20 protein-coding genes, 1 other RNA gene and 1 pseudogene are annotated in these 19569 nt (G+C 64.9%); 14 read left to right on the forward strand and 8 right to left on the reverse strand.

Annotated elements, in window-relative coordinates:
- Positions 1 to 3 precede the first annotated feature (3 nt).
- From smpB to ACO6D6_RS02455, 4 genes are all read left to right on the forward strand, one after another.
- Entirely contained in the window at positions 4 to 489 is a 486-nt protein-coding gene (gene smpB, locus ACO6D6_RS02440; RefSeq protein ID WP_484782971.1) for an SsrA-binding protein SmpB, read from the forward strand.
- A gap of 76 nt (positions 490 to 565) precedes the next feature.
- Positions 566 to 1135, forward strand: coding sequence for a DUF1707 domain-containing protein (locus tag ACO6D6_RS02445; protein ID WP_484782973.1), 570 nt, complete (start codon positions 566 to 568; stop codon positions 1133 to 1135).
- A 38-nt stretch (positions 1136 to 1173) separates the two neighbouring features.
- Positions 1174 to 1542: a transfer-messenger RNA gene (gene ssrA, locus ACO6D6_RS02450) on the forward strand.
- Positions 1543 to 1638: 96 nt separating this feature from the next.
- Positions 1639 to 2031, forward strand: a complete 393-nt coding sequence (locus tag ACO6D6_RS02455) for a hypothetical protein (protein ID WP_484782975.1) — start codon at positions 1639 to 1641, stop codon at positions 2029 to 2031.
- A gap of 117 nt (positions 2032 to 2148) precedes the next feature.
- Here ACO6D6_RS02455 and ACO6D6_RS02460 read toward each other — a convergent pair whose 3' ends face one another.
- A complete protein-coding gene (locus ACO6D6_RS02460; RefSeq protein WP_484783403.1) occupies positions 2149 to 3096 on the reverse strand; it encodes a recombinase family protein in 948 nt (315 codons plus the stop codon).
- Positions 3097 to 3288: 192 nt separating this feature from the next.
- Here ACO6D6_RS02460 and ACO6D6_RS02465 point away from each other — a divergent pair, with 192 nt between their 5' ends.
- The gene (locus tag ACO6D6_RS02465) at positions 3289 to 3498 is read left to right on the forward strand and encodes a hypothetical protein (RefSeq protein ID WP_484783422.1); all 210 of its coding nucleotides are present in this window, start codon (positions 3289 to 3291) and stop codon (positions 3496 to 3498) included.
- Positions 3499 to 3522: 24 nt separating this feature from the next.
- On the opposite strand, the pseudogene ACO6D6_RS02470 reads toward ACO6D6_RS02465, so the two are convergent.
- A pseudogene (locus tag ACO6D6_RS02470) lies at positions 3523 to 3699 on the reverse strand (helix-turn-helix domain-containing protein); the annotation flags it as partial.
- A 429-nt stretch (positions 3700 to 4128) separates the two neighbouring features.
- Here ACO6D6_RS02470 and ACO6D6_RS02475 point away from each other — a divergent pair.
- On the forward strand, positions 4129 to 4413 hold the full coding sequence (locus ACO6D6_RS02475; RefSeq protein WP_484782976.1) for a hypothetical protein: 285 nt from the start codon (positions 4129 to 4131) through the stop codon (positions 4411 to 4413).
- Positions 4414 to 4641: 228 nt separating this feature from the next.
- Here ACO6D6_RS02475 and ACO6D6_RS02480 read toward each other — a convergent pair whose 3' ends face one another.
- The 5 genes from ACO6D6_RS02480 to ACO6D6_RS02500 form a co-directional block, all read right to left on the reverse strand.
- Positions 4642 to 5139: a toll/interleukin-1 receptor domain-containing protein gene (locus tag ACO6D6_RS02480; RefSeq protein WP_484782978.1), complete on the reverse strand. Its 498-nt coding sequence runs from the start codon at positions 5137 to 5139 to the stop codon at positions 4642 to 4644.
- A 409-nt stretch (positions 5140 to 5548) separates the two neighbouring features.
- A complete protein-coding gene (locus ACO6D6_RS02485; protein WP_484782979.1) occupies positions 5549 to 5782 on the reverse strand; it encodes a hypothetical protein in 234 nt (77 codons plus the stop codon).
- A gap of 460 nt (positions 5783 to 6242) precedes the next feature.
- Complete coding sequence (locus tag ACO6D6_RS02490) at positions 6243 to 6527, reverse strand: hypothetical protein (protein ID WP_484782981.1); 285 nt, start codon at positions 6525 to 6527, stop codon at positions 6243 to 6245.
- A 13-nt stretch (positions 6528 to 6540) separates the two neighbouring features.
- The gene (locus ACO6D6_RS02495; RefSeq protein WP_484782983.1) at positions 6541 to 7029 is read right to left on the reverse strand and encodes a primase-like DNA-binding domain-containing protein; all 489 of its coding nucleotides are present in this window, start codon (positions 7027 to 7029) and stop codon (positions 6541 to 6543) included.
- A 948-nt stretch (positions 7030 to 7977) separates the two neighbouring features.
- Positions 7978 to 9222, reverse strand: a complete 1245-nt coding sequence (locus ACO6D6_RS02500) for an alpha-amylase family protein (protein WP_484782984.1) — start codon at positions 9220 to 9222, stop codon at positions 7978 to 7980.
- Between the two features lie 34 nt (positions 9223 to 9256).
- Between ACO6D6_RS02500 and ACO6D6_RS02505 the strand changes: the two genes are divergently transcribed.
- The 7 genes from ACO6D6_RS02505 to secA all read left to right on the forward strand — a co-directional run bounded on the left by ACO6D6_RS02505 (position 9257) and on the right by secA (position 18459).
- On the forward strand, positions 9257 to 9817 hold the full coding sequence (locus ACO6D6_RS02505) for a YqgE/AlgH family protein (protein ID WP_484782986.1): 561 nt from the start codon (positions 9257 to 9259) through the stop codon (positions 9815 to 9817).
- 205 nt (positions 9818 to 10022) lie between these two features.
- Positions 10023 to 10757: an MtrAB system response regulator MtrA gene (gene mtrA, locus ACO6D6_RS02510; protein WP_484782988.1), complete on the forward strand. Its 735-nt coding sequence runs from the start codon at positions 10023 to 10025 to the stop codon at positions 10755 to 10757.
- Positions 10738 to 12300, forward strand: a complete 1563-nt coding sequence (gene mtrB / locus ACO6D6_RS02515; protein ID WP_484782989.1) for an MtrAB system histidine kinase MtrB — start codon at positions 10738 to 10740, stop codon at positions 12298 to 12300. Before mtrA ends, mtrB begins: the two co-directional genes overlap by 20 nt.
- On the forward strand, positions 12297 to 13997 hold the full coding sequence (locus ACO6D6_RS02520) for an LpqB family beta-propeller domain-containing protein (protein ID WP_484782990.1): 1701 nt from the start codon (positions 12297 to 12299) through the stop codon (positions 13995 to 13997). The genes mtrB and ACO6D6_RS02520 overlap by 4 nt, the downstream gene beginning before the upstream one ends.
- Before the next feature lie 47 nt (positions 13998 to 14044).
- Entirely contained in the window at positions 14045 to 14689 is a 645-nt protein-coding gene (locus tag ACO6D6_RS02525; RefSeq protein ID WP_484782992.1) for a ComF family protein, read from the forward strand.
- A 115-nt stretch (positions 14690 to 14804) separates the two neighbouring features.
- Positions 14805 to 15416 (forward strand): ribosome hibernation-promoting factor, HPF/YfiA family, encoded by a 612-nt coding sequence (gene hpf, locus ACO6D6_RS02530; protein WP_484782993.1) that lies wholly within the window; start codon positions 14805 to 14807, stop codon positions 15414 to 15416.
- Between the two features lie 280 nt (positions 15417 to 15696).
- Positions 15697 to 18459, forward strand: coding sequence for a preprotein translocase subunit SecA (gene secA / locus ACO6D6_RS02535; RefSeq protein ID WP_484782995.1), 2763 nt, complete (start codon positions 15697 to 15699; stop codon positions 18457 to 18459).
- A 143-nt stretch (positions 18460 to 18602) separates the two neighbouring features.
- Here the strand turns inward: secA and ACO6D6_RS02540 are convergent, their stop codons facing one another.
- Positions 18603 to 18911: an Rv3235 family protein gene (locus ACO6D6_RS02540; protein WP_484782996.1), complete on the reverse strand. Its 309-nt coding sequence runs from the start codon at positions 18909 to 18911 to the stop codon at positions 18603 to 18605.
- Positions 18912 to 19085: 174 nt separating this feature from the next.
- Between ACO6D6_RS02540 and ACO6D6_RS02545 the strand changes: the two genes are divergently transcribed.
- On the forward strand, positions 19086 to 19562 hold the full coding sequence (locus ACO6D6_RS02545) for a DUF6912 family protein (protein ID WP_484782998.1): 477 nt from the start codon (positions 19086 to 19088) through the stop codon (positions 19560 to 19562).
- Positions 19563 to 19569 lie beyond the last annotated feature (7 nt).

Here is a 19569-nt window from a genome sequence, read left to right on the forward strand (position 1 = left end):
GGGATGCCCAGGGAAACCGGACGCACGCTCGTCGCCCAGAACAAGAAGGCCCGTCACGACTACCAGATCGGTGAGACCTACGAGGCCGGACTCGTGCTCACCGGAACCGAGGTGAAGACCCTGCGAATGGGACGGGTCTCCCTCGCCGAGGCGTTCGCCACGGTGGATGACGGCGAGGTCTGGCTGCGCAACGTCAACATTCCCGAGTACGAGTTCGGGACCTGGCGCAACCACGCCGCCAAACGGTCCCGCAAACTGCTGCTCAACCGCAAGGAGATCACCCGGCTCGCCAAGGAGACCGAGGCCACGGGCAGGACGATCGTGCCCCTGTCGATCTACTTCAAGGACGGCTACGCCAAGGTTGAGATAGCCGTCGCCACGGGCAAGAAGGACTGGGACAAGAGGCAGAGCATCGCGGAACGCGACGCGAACCGCGAGGCGCAGCGGGCGCTGCGGGCACGCAACCGGCTGGGTTCCGGGCGGCGCTGACTGCCCGGAAGGTACCGGGGAGAGTTCAGGGCTAACCCCGGTGGAACTTGGCAGCCCATGGTGCAACATGGATGACATGACCGATCCGAGCCTTTTCACCGCGGTCACGGACGTGCAACGCGACCGCGCCGTGGAATACCTGCAGCGGGTGTACGCGTCAGGGGGCCTGAGCGACGAGCTGTTCGAACAGAGGTTGGGGATGGCCCTGGCCGCCCAGACCCGGGCCGACCTGAATGCCTCACTGCAGGGGCTGGCCCGAGTGGCCGGCGTGATCCCGAGCGCCCCGGTGGTTCAGCATCCCGTTCACGATGGCGTGCAGAACCTGGTTGCCGGTTTCCTGCATCTCGCGACCCTGCCGACGATGTTCCTGGCCCCCGCGATCGCACGGGCCCTGGCCTCGCCAAGGAGCCGCATCGCCACCGAGGCGTCGCGCGCCATGTGTTTCCAGTTCAGCGCCCTGATCTACGGTGTGATCGCGGTCATCCTGGTCGCCTCGAACTGGGCGCCTCCCGTGCTGCTGTTCCTGGGCTTCGTCTCCTGGGGCCTGATGACGCTCTGGCTGGCCATCCGGTCGGTGACGGGGGAGAAATCAACGGCCGTCATCGAGCGGCTCATGTTGATGCGCCCCCCGGAGGATCGCCGGTGAGGCCGGATGGGCTACACTGGATGTTGCACAACTCAAGAGGGGATGACTGGTTTCGACTTGGACGGTAGTTCGAGGAGAAGCGGGCCGAGGATCCATGCTTGTCTCGTTAACGCTGCATGGGAACCAATAAGTGCCGACAACAGCCGCACTGACTTCGCTCTCGCTGCCTGATCAGCGATCGAAGGGTCACGCCCGGGGGCGCCTTCCTCCCGGTGCCTGGCCTCATTCTTGAAGGCTTGCTGAACCGCCTGTGTTCCAGGGGTGGTTCGGGACTCAACTGGAACTGGGCCCGGCTGCGACTTGCTGACGTGAGCGCAGGGGCCGAGCAGACCGCCTAGTCAGCTGCGCCCGGAGAATCCCTGGTTCGCCTTTCAAGGACGCGGGTTCAAATCCCGCCATCTCCACTCCAGGGGGAAGTGTCGAACTCTCGCTTTCGAGCGTAGGTTCGTACTTCCCCCGCTCTATCTCTGCTGAGGAGTACCTCTTCGAAGTCTTCGAACTCGATGAGTCGTGCGCTGTCGTGGCAGTACGAGGTGATGACAACCTGGTCGCGCCCGATGAAGACCTTGTCCACGAAGTACTCGAAGAACTGGTCGCGGGTCTCGACCGTGTCGATGGTGGCCTGCGCGAACTTCTTGTGGAACGCGCCGATGGAGGCCTCGTCCTCGAACAGGGTCGCCTTGACATGTTCGGCCCTCGGCCTGGATGGCGGCGTCGAGTTCCTGTTTCTGGGCCTCCAGGGTGTTCATGGCCCGGGCGGTGCTCGCGTTGAATATGCCCTGGGAGACCGCCTTGACGAAGTTGGCAAGCTTGGCCTCTACGTCCGAGCGGCGTGTCTCCAGAGCCTTGAGGACCTCGTCCCCGCGCCCGTGGGTCTGCTTGTAGTGGTCGGTTAGGTCCACTGCGAGCGAGGCCAGCATGTCAGGCTCAGCGAGGAAGGACTCGATGATCTCCTCGATGCGAGCCTCGATCTCATCCTTGTGGATGGTCTTGGCTGTGCACTTCTTCTTGCGCTAGTTGAGGCAGTAGTAGTACCGGTAGGTCCTGCCCGTCTTCGACGTGCCCGAGGTCCCTTCCATCGGCCCGCTGCACGTCAGCCAGTAGTCCGACGCGTCGTTTCCCTGGGCCTCGAGCTTGGCCTTGGTCTTGGCCCCGCGACGCTTGTTGCTAGCGAACCTGCGCTGGACCTGTTCGAAGACCTCGTCCTCGACGAGGCGGAGCATACTGTTCTCGATGAAGTGCTTGCTAAAGGAGTAGTCGCCGATGTATGCGCGGTTCTTGAGGAGCTTGTTGAGGTTCTTGGGCGTGAACCTGTACCCGAGCGTCGTGCGGACCCCGGAAGCATTGAGCCGGTCGGCGATCTTCTGCATGGAGATTCCGTTGGCGTAGGCGTCGAAGATCTGGGTGACGATCGCGGCTGTCTTGGGGTCCGGGATGTAGCGCTTGTTGCTGTCCACGGTGAAGCCGAAGATCTTGTGGCCGTTGCTCAGGGCTCGCTCGGCGTTGTAGTGCTGGCCTCGTCGGATGTTGGCTGAGAGCTGCAACGAGTAGTACTCGGCGAAGGCGTCGGCCACGCCCTCCATGAGGACCGAGCAGGGGGAGTCGGTGGGAGAGACGCCCTCGATGTAGTGGGTGCGGGTTCCGGCCTTGCGGATCGTCTGCTTGACCAGGATCAGCTCGGCGCGGTCGCGCGCCAGCCGGTCGTTCTTCCACACCGCGACGTAGGCGGGCTTGATCTTCGCGAACTCACACAGCATGAACTGGTAACCGGGCCGGTTGGCGTTGGTGCCGTTCCTGGCCGCGTCCTCGTACTCGCCGACGACGACGAGGCCCTGCGACCTTGCCCAGCGGTGGACCATCTCGCGCTGCTGCTCGATAGAGGCCTCGTTCTGCGAGGAGGACGAGTAGCGGTAGTAGGCGACGACCACCTGGTTTTCGTTGTACGTGGGTGTAGACCTCACGCTTCTCCTCCACCTCCAAGCGAACTCATCTCCCGATCCTACGGCGTGGTCGCGACTCTGAGCGTCGGATCGTGAGTGGGGCAGGGGCCGTCGCCGACGGCCCGAGCGGTGTGCTGGAGGTCGGGACTTCCGTGTGTGCCCTTGCCGAGAATGGGCTGCTAGCCCCGGCCTCCCCTTACTCGAGAGGTCACCATGTCCGTCAACACACCCACCATCCAGCCCGCTGCCTGGCTGGGCTGCCTTCACTGCTACGCCAGCGGCTCTCTCGCGGGCCGCTGGTTCCCGTGCGACGGCATCGAGGACGTCACCCTCGCCGACGTCCACGGAGGCCCTGAGAACGTCCGTGAGAGCTACGTGCAGCTCCTCGCCCTGGACACGGAACATTCTCCCTCGCAGCGTTAGCGAGATCATCCAGGCCGAGGCCGCCGCCTCGATGGAGTCGAGCGTGAGGTTGCGCTCGCCACGCTCGATCCCAGCGAGGTAACGGGCCGTGACCTCCAGCCTCTCGGCGAGAGCTTCTTGCGTCAGGCCACGACGAAGACGCTCGGCACGCACGCTCGCGCCGAGCGTCGACCTGAGAGTCCTTGTCGATACGCCACTCACTCAGTCCATCGTCAGTGCCAGTACTCACCAGTTCCAGGTACCGATAACTTCTACAGGAACCGATCGCTACCGGTGCGCTGGTGTGAGCAAGCGGTTCTCTCGTTACTGTCCAGTCCGAAAGGAAATACCTATGAATTCACGCCTGCGTGCACTCTCCCTTCCATCCCTCCTCGGCGTCGGTGCTCTGGCTCTGGCTGCACGAGCCTGTGCGCCGTCGAAGGCAGCGTTGAATTCAACGAAGGCGGTGAGACGGTTGTGACCAAGCCGGCCCCGCCTGCTACGACCATCGACGAAAAGACCGGTGAGGTTGTTCCCGAGAACGGGGATCGAGCGAGCATGACCCCGGCGAACTGGGCCGCGCGCTTCTAAGGGGTGATGATGCTTCCCGAGGGTGCGATGACCACGCCCTACGGGAGCTAGATCCTTCCCATGTCCCAGTTCGACTCTGACAACCCCGAGAAGGGTGTCTACATGGACTCACCGGACTCCTTCGTAAAGGTCTTGCCCTGCGCGACGTCGGCGGATGAGCTCGCCGCCACGAGGATTGGGGGCTTCGAATTCCAGCGGGTCGACAGCAAGAATGACTCAGGATCTAGTCGCTTCGCCTACATGACGTTCGGTGTGATGAAGGATGGCACGGTAACTATCCCCGATGCGAATGTCTACGGGTACACCCGGGACAGCGTTGGCAGTTGGGTCCAGAAGCGCAACTGACACCCAGAGCCGACATGAGTGCTCCGGTCGCCATCACGGTGACCGGGGCACCCTTTTGCATAACGGGCACGCCTCTCCATCCCCATGCCCATCAGGGCATACCGAGTCCTAAGCCGCTTGGGATCTCAGCATCTCCCACCAGACTGTCTACACCGTGCTGACAGGCAAGAGGCGGTATGCCGCTGTGAAGCCCTCTTCGGTTCCGGGAAGTTCTCGAAGAGCCGTGCTTCAGTCAGAGAACGCGTCTGTGGAGACCAACTCGCTGATCTTCGTGGCGATCTCAGCCATCGTGTCATCGGCTGTGTCGAGCCCACTTCGCGACGCGAGGAGGGGACTCTCTTCGCGTAGGTCTTCATAGGTCACCCCGTGGACGATCGGGACGAGCAGATCGCGCGCCAGAAGAGCAGAGAGCTCCTTGTCTGCGATGCCTTCAGCTTTGACCCTGTTAATGAAGGACTCTGTGACGAGGACCAGTCCTGCGCGGGACTTGGACAGTCCCTTGTCGATCTCGCGCATCAGGTTTGAGCCCAGAAGGACTTCCTTCTCGCTGAACCACACCGATACCCCAGCGTTCTTAAGGGCGTCGTTCAAGTCTTTTGCTGCGGTGCGCCGGTCATCCCACGCGTGGCACAGGAAAACGTCGTACTTGTCCGGCCGAGCGCCCTGCTTCTCGATTGATTCGCGGACCGGGGAAAGTGCTCGTACCTCAGCCGCCGTATAACCCACGGTCGAAGATGAAGGTGACCAGCGTGGACGGCTGCTTCGAGAAGAGCCTCCCGTCTGGGTTGCAGGAGCTCGATAGGCTGAAGGGGTGTAACTAGTTGGGCTATAATTCGGGTAGTACGAACTGCCTCCACATACAGGGCAGTTCGCTCTTCCACTTGCAGTGCGGTGACCTTGGACAGGCGCTGTGCATTGTGCCATGCCCAGATTGTACGTTGAAGGGGCGGCCCCAGGCGAGGACCTGGGGCCGCCCCACATTCCTTCCCACGCCCGTCATCATGAGCCATACTCCTCGCCGATCCGCCGCGCGCACCACCACACGAGGGAGGCGAACGCTGCGACCCAGCCGAGGGTGCCCAGCGCGATGAGGGCCTTTGCCCACCAGGCGCTCGCTGCCGTACGTTGACGGTACTCATAGTGCGACCTCGTCCCCGAGAAGGGAGCGCACCTCACCCACGACATCGAGAACATGCCGGAGGATGCTTTCGTCAACCGCCGTGCCCAAGCGCACGACCTGGTTGAGATTCACTCCGCCCCTGCGCACCTGTTCGATCGTATGACCGAGCTCGGGCGCGGGCCTCGGCACTGCTGCTTGTGCAGCGAGTGCCTCGACCTCATGGCGACGCTCGTCCAGCGCGTCGCGCATGACGGCCCTCGCCCAACTGCTTGGCTTGAACGCCGAGCACCGTCGCGCGCCGCGCGATGGCGGCATGCTCCTCCCGCGTCACCCTCACATCGAGATGTGCGCTTAGGGTGACGCGCGCCTGCCCCTTGTGCCTTCTTCGTCGGTGGGGCAGGCTCGATCAACCTTCTACCCCCCGGTGCTGACGTCCTTGGTGGAGTAGAAGGTTGTGGTGTCAGCAGGCACGTTGTCGGACGGTCGGAGCAAGCTCCTCTGTCCTCCAACGCGCCGCTGGCCCTCGTCCTCAGTCGCTTCGCTCCCTGCGGGCGAGGGGGAGAGCCCCACCCGCTACCTCGCAGCAGGGGGTGAGGGCGAGGGCAACGTCTCCCGTGCTGCGCTCGGACTCACGCCCTGTCCCTGCCTCGGGACAGGAGCGGAGACCCAGTGCGCAGTGCTCGCGCTCACGAGTCGAGTTGGACGGATCTCACTCGTAGCGATCACCGTCCTCACCGGACGCCTCGCGCGCCGTGTTACGAGCACGGGCAGCTGCAGCGCGCTGAGACCGCGCCTCTCGCTTCGCCTCGCGCTCATGCTCGACATGCTCGGCGTACTGAGCGAACCGCTCGGGCTCGTGCTTGCGCAGCAGGACGGCGATGTCGTGCAGGAGTGCTGCCTCCTCCTTCTCTGCCTTGGCCCGCAGCCTCTTCGTCTTCTCGGCGTGCTTGCGCTGCTCGTCAGCGATGAGCCGCTCAAGGTTAGTGGTGCTCATGGTCATGTTCCTTTCAGTTGTCGGAGTTGTTGGTCAGGTCGTCGTCCTTGCTCACAGCGACGGCAGTGGTCCGCAACAGACCTCGGGTCGAGACCGACATGTTGTGGGGGATTCCGATCTTGCGCACCGAGCCGCCGACTGGCTTGAGATCGATCCAGTTGGATAGGTCGTACTCGACCGCCAAGGGTTCGTTGCCGACAAGGCGACCAGCCAAGCGCACGGCCACCGCCGCCACTGCCCACCCGCACGAGGGCGTGCCCCCGACGTAGGCAGTCACTCGCTTGACAAACTCGCGCTTGTAGAGCGCGAAACCAGACGGGACCTCCTTCCTCATCCACGCGGCGTAGATCCCATACAAGAAGCCCCAAGGGACGAGATCCCAGGCCAGTTCGCTGAGGAATTCCTCTGCGAACTGGAGCACAGGATCGTTCTCCACGCGGATCTCTCCGAGGAGCTTCTTGGAGACGGCGGGAGCGACGAACCGATCGAACGACGGCATCATCAGCGCCTTATATGCGACGTACTCAAGGACCTCAGTGTGCTTGATGTAGTCGTCCTTGATCGCTGTTATCTCGTCCTCGCAGACGTACTTTTTCGTGAACGGGATCGCTACGAAGCGACGCTAGAACGACTCCGACTTGTCCTTGGATCGGGGTAATTCGTTGACGCAGAAAACGCACAGGTCTCGGCCCTTGACGTCGCTCGCACGCCCATACTTCTCATTGAGCCGGATCCAGCCATGAGTGCCCCAGGACTTGAAAGCGCCTGTCCGGCGCAGATATTCGCCCATGTCGGTCTCGTCCGAGAGGACGCAGAAGGCGCTCCTATATGAGCGGAACCGGGCCTGGTTGTCCACGTGCGCCCGTGCTCAGGGAAGGAGTGGAGGAGGGGCGTCCCGTCCGCGTCCCGTGGGGCCTGCGCTCCAGCCGGTGTTCAGCCTCAGCTTGTAGCGCCTGTAGCGCGCCCACTTTGGAATCTGCTACGGGATTTCCCTTGCTTACCCACCGAAGCCCCTCCTGTAGCGCATGTAGCGCCAGAAATCGAAAAACCTCTCTATATAGACGTGAGAGAGACCTGGCCTACCTGCGCCTGCGCACTTATCGAAAGTATGGCCTACACACGCTACAGCGCATGGTTTTCCCTGATTTTCCAGCCGAAACCTTGCAGCAGTTTGCTTCGAGGTCGCGCTACATCGGGCCCAAACTGCTACAAGATCGGCCTTACCCCACTACCTGAGCGCGGGCGCGAGCATGGAAGTGAGCCAGGAACCTCCCTCCGCACTTCCACCCCCTTGAACATGGAGCCACCCCACCGTGAGCACGGAACCTTCTACGCTGCAAGTGCCACCAGCAGCAGGTGATCGCGAGCCGGAACGAGATCGACACATGCGCCCTGGGCTCCACTGAATCTTGCGGATGCCCCCGACCTCGGTCGGGGGCATTCTTTGTTTTCAGCTCCGCTGGCGCCACAGCTCCTGGCCCGCCGCGTCGCGAATGATCGCGTTCGGGGAGTGGGTCAGGTCGATTTCCACATCCAGGTGGGTGGAGCCGTCCGGGGCGGAACTGCGATATACGATTCGCCGGTTCTCCAGCTGCAGGGCCGTGGTGCGGGCGTCGACCAGCCAGGGATGGCGCCTGCGCAGCCCGATCAGGTCCTGGTGGGCCCGCAGCACCGGCTGACCCCAGGGGGCGAGTTCGGCGGGGGAGTCCGGCAGGGCGGGACGGATCGCATCGTCCCCACCGACACGTTCCTCCTTGATGCCGGTGAACGCCTGCTCGTCGCCGTAGTAGATCGACGGTGTACCCGCGACGGTCATGAGAATGGCCAATGCGGTGACGGCCCCATCGGCTCCCACCCTGCTGGCGATGCGGGTGACGTCATGGTTGCCGATGAAAGTGTTCGGTGTGAAGGAGTCGAGGAACTGGTTGTGACGGTTCAGGGCGTGGTCCAGCTCGAACAGGTTGCGGTCGTTGATGCTGGACCAGATGGCCTTCCAGAGCTCGTACTGGGTCACTGAGTCGATGCCGGATTCGGCGACGAAAGCGCAGTAGTCGCCGTGCAGCACCTCCCCGAGCAGCCATGCCCCGGGGTGCCGGGGTCGCACCCTCTCCACCACCTTGGACCAGAACCCGGGGGGAACGGAGTAGGCGGCGTCGAGACGCCACCCGTCGATTCCGCGGTCCAGCCAGTGGGTCATCACCCGGACCACGAGGTCCACGGTTTCCTGGCTGGAGTGGTTCAGACGCACGAGGGAGGAATGCCCCTCGAACACCCTGGGCCTCGGACCTCCGGGATGCTGCCAGTCGATGTCGAACAGTTTTCCTGCCGGGGAATCCGGTCCCTCCGCCAGGGCGCGCTTCACACCGGGGTGTTCCTCGCCCACGTGACTGAACACCCCGTCCAGGAGGATGCGGAGTCCCCGGGCCCGGCAGCGGGAGACGAGTTCGGTGAAATCGGTTTCATCCCCGAGGCGGGGGTCTATGCGGAACAGGTCGAGTGAGTCGTAGCCGTGGGACTGAGACTCGAAAATGGGACCGAGCAGCAGACCGGAGCAACCCAGCTCGATCGCGTAGTCGATCCAATCGAACAGACGTCTCAGTCGTGGACCGGGAGCGGTGTCGGGTTCCCGTATCGGAGCTCCGCACAGTCCAAGAGGATAGATGTGCCACCAGATCGCGTGTTCAACCCAGCTCATGTGAAGATCGTAACGATCCTGCGAGAATGAGGGTATGGAACTGGGCGAACCGGCGGCGGGACAGCTCCTGATCGCAACCGAACCGGGTCGGGGAGGATACTTCGATCGCAGCGTCGTGTTGCTGCTGGAACACAACGAGGAGGGCAGCCTCGGGGTTTGTCTGCACAAGATTGGCGAGGTCGCCATGGTTGATTCCCTGGAGCATTTCAGTGATCTGCTGACCCCACCCGCGAAACTTTTCGAGGGCGGGCCCGTCTCCCGGCAGACGGCGCTCGCCCTGGCCCAGGTTCGCAGCCCATGGGAGGAACCGCCCGGATGGCGCCGCCTGATCGGGGATGTCGGGGTGCTGGACCTGGAAACCCCGGTGGAACTGGTGCACGGAACCTACGTCCACATCCGCATCTACGTCGGGCTGGCCGGTTGGAGCTCCGGGCAGCTCGTGGGCGAGCTCCTGCGGGGATCCTGGTTCAGGACCCACGCCAGGGCGGAGGAGATCTTCGGGACCCCGAAGGAGCTGTGGCGCCGGGTGCTGCGCCGGATCGGTGGCGGCCCGGGCACCTGGTCGACATGGACCGGGCATCCCGAGTGGAACTGAAATCTCCGTACCAGCGGGCCGGCGCGATCCTCGCGGCATCACCACGGCAGGGCCGGTGAACGGGCCGGAATCCGTGACCCGCGCCGATGCCCACCCCTCTCCGAGCACGGAGTGGAGCGGTGTTGCGGTCCGGGAGGGCCGCGGTGTCCGGGCTCCGGCGACGCGACCCCGAGGGGTTCCTGGAATCGTTGTCCGCTCCACTAGCATGGAAGTCACTTCGGGAAGGAGGTCGGTGGTGGCCGAGAACCGGAAACGTGCCCTGATCCTGATCGTGGACGACGATCCCGCCCTGTCCGAGATGCTTCAGATCGTGTTGCGGCAGGAAGGGTTCGACACCACCCACTGCGCCACGGGAACCGGGGCGCTGGCAGCGATGCGCGAATCCCGGCCGGACCTGGTGCTGCTCGACCTGATGCTGCCGGGGCGTGACGGGGTCAGCGTCTGCCGGGACATGAGGGCCGAGTCGGGAGTGCCCATAGTGATGCTCACCGCCAAATCAGAGACCGACGACGTGGTGGCGGGGCTGCAGGCCGGGGCGGACGACTACGTGGCAAAACCCTTCAAGGCGAAGGAACTCCTGGCGCGGATCCGCACCCGGCTGCGCCGCGTCAGCGCGGATCCGGGGGCCGACCAGCTGACCATCGGGGATCTCGTGATCTCCACCACCGCCCACACCGTCAAGCGTGGACCCGTGACGCTCTCGTTGACGCCACTCGAGTTCGACCTGTTGCTCGCCTTGGCGAAACGCCCTTCTCAGGTGTTCAGCCGGGAGGCGCTGCTCGACGAGGTGTGGGGGTATCGCAACGCCGCGGACACGCGACTGGTGAACGTACACGTGCAACGGCTGCGTTCCAAGGTGGAGAAGGATCCCGAACACCCGGAGATCATCGTGACCGTTCGGGGGATCGGATATCGGGCCGGTGAGCCGCAGCCCTGGTGAACGAAGCCGCCGGAAGCTGGCGAGGATCTGGTGGAGTTCCCTGCCCCTGCGGGTGCTGCTGACCACCTTCACCGCCTCCTGCGTGGTGCTGGCCCTTGCCGGGGTGCTGCTGGTGCAGCAGACGAGCGCGGGAATCATCGCGACGAAACGAGCGGCTTCCATCCGGGAGGCGGTCGGGATGCATCGTTTCATGCAGGGGCAGCTGCAGTCCCCGGAGAGGCTGGGAAGGGCAACCTACGAGCAGCTCAGCCGGCTGGTGGAGCTGGCCGGGGCGCAGGCCGCCCAGTACCTGGTGATCATCGAGGGACCGGCCTCCGTGCTTTCATCCTCGTCGGGCATCGGACTGGATTCAGTGCCCGTCGAACTGCGTCAACGGGTGATGGCGGGGGAGGGAATGTACATCGCGGCGGCGGGAGTGACCATAGCGGGCGAGGGGGAGGGGAAGCCCGGGCTCGTCGTGGGCACCACCCTGGTCACATCCGCCGGTGAACGGTTCCCCGTCTACTACGTCTTCCCCATGACGAGCGAGGTCGCAACACTCCGCGACATCCAACGCGCGGTATACACCACGGGGGCGGCGCTCCTGCTCGGGCTGACGGCCATCGCCTATCTCGTGACCCTGCAGGTGGTCAGGCCCGTCCGCAAGGCCGGGCGGACGGCGTTGCGCCTGGCCTCCGGCCAGCTCGATGAACGAATGCCCGTCAGGGGAACCGATGATCTCGCTTCGCTGGCGATCTCGATGAACGAGATGGCCTCGGATCTGCAGCAACGGATCCGGGAACTGGAAACGCTGTCCACGGTGCAGCGGCGGTTCGTCAGCGACGTCAGTCACGAACTGCGAACCCCGATGACCACCATCAAGATGGCCTCCGATCTGCTCTACGAGGAACGCGATGAGCTCTCCCCGGAGGTGGGCAGGACCGTGGAGCTGATGAACGCGGAGATAGACCGGTTCAATTGCATGCTCGCGGACCTGCTGGAGATCTCGCGTTTCGATGCCGGGGCGGCGATCCTGGAACTGGAAGAGGTCGACATGGACGTGCTGGTCGCATCCGAGGTTCAGGCCCAGGAAACCTTCGCCCGCTCCCAGGGGAGCGAGCTGCGGCTGCACCTGGGCGGCGGGGCCTCCGCGCAACTGGACGCCCGCCGCATCCGCCGCATCGTCCGCAATCTGCTGACCAACGCCATTGACCACGGGGAGGGCAAACCCATCGATGTCACGGTCGCATCCGATGAGGAAGCCGTTGCCGTCACGGTCCGGGACCACGGGATCGGGTTCGATGCCGAACTGTCCAGTCGTGTGTTCGACCGGTTCTGGCGCGCGGACCCGTCCCGGACACGTGCGGCGGGCGGGACCGGGCTGGGGCTCGCGATCTCCCGGGAGGATGCCAGACTGCACCGTGGCTGGCTATCCGCCTGGGGACGGCCCGGCAAGGGAGCCCAGTTCCGGCTCACCCTGCCCCGCGGTCCCGAGGTGACCCTCAACAGTTCGCCACTGCCCATCATCCCGGTGGACCTGGACTCCCGGAAGGATCTGCGATGAACCTCCGAAGCGCCCTGACCAGGCTGGTCGCAGTGACCTTGGCGTTGTTGCTCGGGGCCTGCACCGACATCCCGACCTCCGGGCCGGTGACCGAGGTGACCGTCTCGGCGGAGGGGAGGGGCGTGCAGATCGCCCCGGGACCTCCCCAGAAGGGCATGAGTGCATCCAGGATCGTCGAGGGTTTCCTGCAGGCCATGGCGGATCCCACCGGTGACTACGAGGTGGCGCGCCAGTACCTGTCATCGTCCGCGCGCGGGCAATGGGCCCCGAGACGGGCAACGGTCGTCTACGACGGCTGGGTGGAGGCCATCGGGGAGGGGCTGGAACTGCGCGGAACCACCCGGGGAACCGTGGATGCGGTCGGGCGTTTCACCGTTTCCAGGGAGTCGCTCACCCACGACTTCGGGTTGCTCCAGGAAGAGGGGGAATGGAGGGTTTCCGCCCCACCCGACGGGGTGCTGGTCTCCAGCTACATCTTCGCCCGGTCCTACAACTCGGCGCGATCGTATTTCATCTCCGGCTCCGGTCAGGCCGTGGTTCCCGAACCGCTGCACCTGCCGACCTCCGAGATCACCCCGGGCCGCATCGTTGAAGCGCAACTGGCCGGGCCGGGCACCCTCCTCTCAGCCGGTGTGCGCAACGCGATCCCGGCGGGCACCAGGCTCGGGGCGGCGGGTGCGAGCGTGGATTCCTCGGGCGTCGTGACGGTTGTGCTCGAAGGGGTTCCCCAGGGCCTCGGTGAGGTGGAGCGGCGGGAACTCGGCGCGCAGCTTCTGTGGTCGCTCTCGTCGATCCGGAAGATCTCGGGACTGCACCTGACCGTTGACGGCAGGCCCTACCCGCTTCCCGGGCAGAACGACAAACAGGTCCTGGAGCTGTCCTCCCAGCAGGACTACCAACCACTTTCAAAGGCCGAATCGGCGGATCTGTACGGCGTGCACGAGGGCCGGGCGGGAAAACTGAGCGCCGATACCAGTTTCATTCCCATCAGCGGCGAAGGAGCGCCGGCGGAGATGACCACCATCTCCTTGGACGGGGCCTTCACCGCGGCCGTAACCGGGTCCCCGGCAACGGTCCGGATCGGCCCGAGCGGTGGAGTCCCGATCCAGGTGGACACGGGACTGACCCAGACCGGGTCGGTGCATTTCGCGCAGGGGAGGCTGTGGCTGCTCGGGCGCGACTCCTCCGGGGGACAACAGCTGCTGAGCGTGTCCCCGCAGGGTGAGGTCGCCGCCGTCGACCTTTCGGCGCTGCCCGGTGAAGTGGTGGACTTCTCCCTCGACGCCTCCGCGACGCGGGCGGCCGTTCTTCTCGGGATCGGGGAGACCACCCGTTTCGGGGTCGCGTCGCTGATCGAGGGCAACCGGATGGCAGGCTGGCGGGAGGTTCCCCTGAACGCCTCCCAGGAGAAGGAACTCTTGGACGCGGTTGCACTCGACTGGACCGGGGAGGTGAACGTCGCAGTGGTCGCGAGCGCGGGTTCCGTCAGGTCCGTGTTCGTGGCCGCGGTGGACGGTTCGGAGGTCACCGACCTCGGGCCGGTGAGCGTGTCGCCGGTCCAGGTGACTGCGCTGCCCAGGCCGGGTGGGGATGCCGTCGCCCTGCGCGCGGCCGACGGGACCGTTCTGCTTTACGAACAGCACGGCACATGGCTGCAGGCGAAAACGACGATGACCTGGATCAGTTATCCGGGTTGAGCTGTGGAAAAAACCCTCCGGGGTTCCGGGGGACTCCAAAGTGATGGGTGTGTGCCTCCCCTCTCCACGATTTCGCTTCCCTGCTGCTCGGGTCCCGCTGCCTGGTCTGTGGTTCCCCCGCCGTGGCCTGCTGCACGGCCTGCCGGGAGAGGATCGCCGGCAAGAACCCGCACCGGGTGCGGCGCCGTGGGTTTCAGGTGCCGGTCTGGGCCGCCAATCCGTACCGTCCCGAGCTGGCGCGGCTCATCCCGGCCTTCAAGGACGACGGTGCCTGGGTCCTGGCCCGGCTGCTTTCTCGCCGGCTGGCCGTGGCGGTGGCCGCCTGCTGCCCCCCGGCGGGAACGATCCTGGTTCCGGTGCCCTCCCGGCCGGCTGCCGTACGTCGCAGGGGCATTGACCACACCTGGGTGCTCGCCCGCCGGGCGGCCCGGGAACTGGGGCTCGGGGCGGCCAGGTTGCTGAGCAGGCAGGACGGTGGGGACGCCCAACGCAACCAGGGCCGCGCCGGAAGGCAGCGGCTCTCGGAGGCCCGGTTCCTGGTCCGTGGCTGCCGGTCGGCCGTGATCCTCGTTGATGATGTCGTGACGACCGGAACCTCGTTGGCGGTTTCTGGCGAGGCGCTGACCCGCAACGGGACAACGGTCGTCGCCGCCGCCGTCATCGGCGATGCAAATCTGATCGGGAAATGGTGAAATCCCCTTGCCAGTCGCCTGATGGGAGTACCGTTGAGGGATGGAAGACGCTAGCAGGGCCCGGGCTGAGAAGCAGGGGACTGCTGGCGTCGTAGCTTTCTAGCCAGGAGGAGACATGGACGTCGTCGTCACCGGTCGACACTGCACCATCAGCCCCGAGCTCAAGGAACTGGTCCGCGACAGGATCGTGACTGTCGAGCGGCTGAGGGACCGGGTGATCCGTGTGGAGGTGGAGTTCTCCGCCACGGATGGCACCAAGAACCCCTCTGATGCCGTTGAGGTCCAGATCACGCTTCGCAGCAGGGGGCCGGTCGTGCGTGCCGAGGCGAAGGCACACGACAAGACGTTCGCGTTCGAACAGGCCTTCGATCGTTTGAAGGTGCAGCTCCGGAAGGCCGCTGACCGGCGCAAGACCCACCGGGGCCTGCGCACGGCCATCTTCGCCGAGGAGACCGCATCCGCGCCGGTGCAGGAGGAACCCGAGAACAGTCAGGAGGATTCCACCTACGAGGTCGCGGGTCTGGTGGTCAACGGCGACGGCCCCCTCGTGGTTCGCGAGAAGGAATTCGATGCCGTCCCACTCAGCCTGGCACAGGCGCTGGACGAGATGGAACTGGTCGGGCACGACTTCTTCCTCTACCAGGACTCCGCCACGGGAAAGCCCTCCGTGGTCTATCGCCGCAAGGCCTACAACTACGGCGTCATCCACCTGAATGTGACCAACTGAACCCGGGCCGCCCCGCGACCGGTCCCGGGGTCATTGAACCGTTGGTGGTGCGGACCGCATTGCTTCTCCGAATGCGGAGGATCCGGTGCGATCCCCGGTTTCCACCACAATGGTCCTTGACACCCCCTTGTTCGCGGGGTTCCTGAAAAGCGCAATTGCCGGTCACGGCGGGCCGGGGACGATGCCCCGGCCCGCCACAGTTTTGTACGGCCCCGGGGCTGGCTAGGATGGCAGGCGGTGTGCTAAAGCCACCGGAGTCAAACTGTTAAGGATCGTCGACGTGGGATTCATGGATTTCCTGAGCAACCTCGGCTCGGGTTCTCAGCTGAGGAGGCTGCGGAAGGTTGCCGATCAGGTCAACCTGATCGAGGAGGACTTCCAGGAGATGTCCGACGCCGAGCTGAAGGAACAGACCGACATCTTCAAGAAGCGCCTTGAGGACGGGGAGGATCTGGACCAGCTGATGCCGGAGGCCTTCGCCACTGTACGCGAGGCCTCCGTTCGCGTGTTGAACAAGCGGCATTTCGACGTTCAGATCATGGGCGGCGCCGCACTCCACTGGGGCAACATCGCGGAGATGAAAACCGGTGAGGGGAAAACCCTCGTCGGCACCCTTCCCTCCTACCTGAATGCCCTTTCCGGTGAGGGCGTGCACATCGTCACCACCAACGACTACCTGGCCAAGTACCAGTCCGAGCAGATGGGGCGGATCCATCACTTCCTCGGACTGGAGGTCGGCGTCATCCTGGCCTCGATGTCGCCTGATGAGCGTCGCATCGCCTACCGGGCGGACATCACCTACGGCACCAACAACGAATTCGGTTTCGACTACCTGCGCGACAACATGGCGCTCAGCAGCGAGGATCTCGTGCAGCGCGGCCACCACTTCGCCATCGTCGACGAGGTGGACTCGATCCTGATCGACGAGGCCCGTACCCCGCTGATCATCTCCGGGCCGGCCCAGGACACCCACGAGTGGTATCCGGTGTTCGCCCGGATGGTGCGTTCCATGAAACGTGACCAGCACTACGAGGTGGACGAGAAGAAACGGACGGTCGCGATCTCGGGTGCCGGCATCGAGGTCGTCGAGGACCGGCTCGGCATCGACAACCTCTACGAGTCCGCGAACACCCCGCTCATCAGCTACCTGAACAACGCCATCAAGGCCAAGGAACTGTTCAAACGGGACAAGGACTACGTGGTTTTGGGCGACGAGATCCTCATCGTCGACGAACACACCGGCCGCACCCTGGCCGGACGCCGCTACAACGAGGGTCTGCACCAGGCCCTTGAGGCGAAGGAAGGGGTGAAGATCAAGGACGAGTACCAGACCCTCGCCACCGTCACCCTGCAGAACTACTTCCGCATGTACGACAAACTCGCCGGCATGACGGGTACCGCGAAGACCGAGGAATCCGAGTTCCAGAAGATCTACGGCCTCGGGGTCATTCCCATTCCGACGAACATGCCGATGATCCGCATCGATCAGCGCGACCGGATCTACCGCACGGAGGAGGCCAAGTACAAGGCGATCATCGAGGACGTCGTGCTCCGCCACGAGGACGGGCAGCCCGTGCTCATCGGAACCGCCTCGGTCGCGAAATCCGAGTTGTTGTCCGGGATGCTGAAGAAGGAAGGCATCCCGCACGAGGTCCTCAACGCGAAACAACACGAGCGGGAGGCCGCCGTGGTCGCGCAGGCGGGCCGCAAGGGGGCTGTGACCGTGTCCACCAACATGGCGGGACGCGGCACCGACATCATGCTCGGGGGCAACCCCGAGTTCCTGGCCGACCTGCAGCTGCGCAAGCAGGGACTCGATCCCGTGGAAACCCCCGAGGAGTACGAGGCCCAGTGGCCCGACACCTTGAAGGCCCTCGAGGAGCAGGTGGAGGCCGAACACGACGAGGTGGTGGAGGCCGGCGGACTGTACGTGATCGGTTCCGAACGCCACGAATCCCGCCGCATCGACAACCAGCTGCGCGGCCGTTCCGGACGTCAGGGGGACCCGGGCGAATCCCGTTTCTACCTCTCCCTCTCCGATGACCTGATGCGCCTGTTCCGTCCCGAGGTGCTGGAGCGCGCCCTGATCATGCTCAAGGTGCCGGACGACGTGCCGATCGACTCCAAGTCGGTCAGCAACGCCATCGAGTCGGCGCAGAAGCAGGTCGAGAGCCAGAACTTCGAGATGCGCAAGAACGTTCTGAAGTACGACGACGTGATGAACCGTCAGCGGCACGTCATCTACCGCGACCGGCGTCGCGTTCTCGACGGGGCCGATCTGTCCGAGCAGCTGCGCGACCGGGCGGCCGAGGTGGTTGCAGCGGTCGTCAGGCAGCACACCGTCGGCATCCCGGAGGACTGGGACCTCGAGATGCTCTTCAACGAACTGAAAACGCTTTATCCCGTCGGTCTCGACCTGGAGGAGATCGAAGAGGAGATCCCCACGCAGGAAAAGCTCGTCGAGATGTTCAGCGACGACGTGTCCAGGGCCTACGACGACCGGGAGGAGGCCCTCGGTTCCGAGACCATGCGGGAACTGGAACGCCAGGTGCTGCTCTCCGTGGTGGACCGCAACTGGCGGGAACATCTCTACGAGATGGACTACCTGCGGGAGGGCATCGGGCTTCGCGCAATGGCGCAGCGCGACCCGTTGGTCGAGTACCAGCGGGAGGGCGGTGACATGTTCATCGCGATGCGTGAGGCCTCATTCGAGCAGATCATCGGGATGCTGTTCAACCTGCAGGTCAGCCAGCCGGAACCGGTGAGCGTCGGTGTCGTCACCGATGCCGATGGGAACCCGGAGGACGTGCTGGCCAAGGTCGCATCGGTCTCGGACGGTGAGGCGAAACCCAGGCGCGCGGAACCCTTGGCCAAGGGTCTGGGTGGAAAACGCGAGGAGAACCTCACCTACTCCGCCCCCGACGAGTCCGGGGAGGCCACCACGAGCCGCGAGGGCACCAAGAAACCCGTGAAGAAGACAACGACGAGCAGTGGTGGCGGGAACCGCGCCGCACGGCGCAAGAAGGCCAAGCGCAAGCGCTGAACCCTGGGGAACTGTTGCGGATGTGGCGCGCCGGATCGGGTGATCCGGCGTCCCGTCGTCGTCACCGGTAAGAACACGACGGTTGGTCACCGGCTCATCCGCCCGGCGTCTCCTCGCTCGGACAGCACTTTTCGCAACAGGCCCTAGGCGGGGAATCCCACCACCCGCAGGTCGGAGCACAACCAGTCGTCCCGACGGTCCAGACGGATGACGCAGGCCAGCCACCTGTCCCGGATCCGGACGGTGCCGGAGGCCTCCAGGCTGTCCGGATCGGGATGTTGCACGCGAAGCGGCCCCACCCGGCCGATGCGGAAACCCACGGCATCGGAGTAGGACACGAGCTGCTGGAAGGCGCGGGAGGACAGGTGGGGGCGGATCTGGTGCAGGGCCCGCATCCCCTGGAGGGCGTCCAGCACCGCTTGGGCCAAGGCGGGAGCAGGTACTTTGTTCACGCCGACAAGCTACGCATCCGCTTCTCAGCCGGGTAAGGGCCTGGCGGGGGATTCACAACACCACCGGGAACATTGACAACACACCCGGGGATTCCGGCAACACCTTCCGGGGCATTGACAACACCCCGGGCGTGGCCGGGCCGTGAACCCCCGGGCGGCCTCTAGGGTTGTCATGTGACCAAGCAACTGGTGTTCATACCCATCGCCCGTGACGAACTGGCGGCGATCGACGGCTCCGTTCAGCTGACCGGCCGGGCGGCGCACCGCGTGACACCGGAGCTTCTGGCCGCCCTGGGCTACACGGCCGGGCAGGAGGAGGACGCCGAATACGCCGCCCTGGTGCTGGCCTCCGTGGCCGCCCTGACGAGGTTCGGGGAGAGACTGGTGCTGGTGGCCGAGGTCGATGATTCGCTGCTCGCCGGTGGCGAGGATCCCGAGAACGGCGCCTGCGTCCTCACCCGGGTCTCCCCGGAGGCCATGACCTGCTGGTTCAGCGAAGCCCCCGGCGTGGACCCCTCCGCCGCCGCAGTTGCCGTGCGCGGCCTGGACATCGACACCGCCTGGGGTTTCGACGAGGTCCAGGATCTGTTGCGCGAATCCGACCTGCTGTGGAATGACGTGGAGGAGTACCGCCGGGGGCTTCGCTGCTGACCGTTCG

The organism is Arachnia sp. (assembly GCF_057238465.1).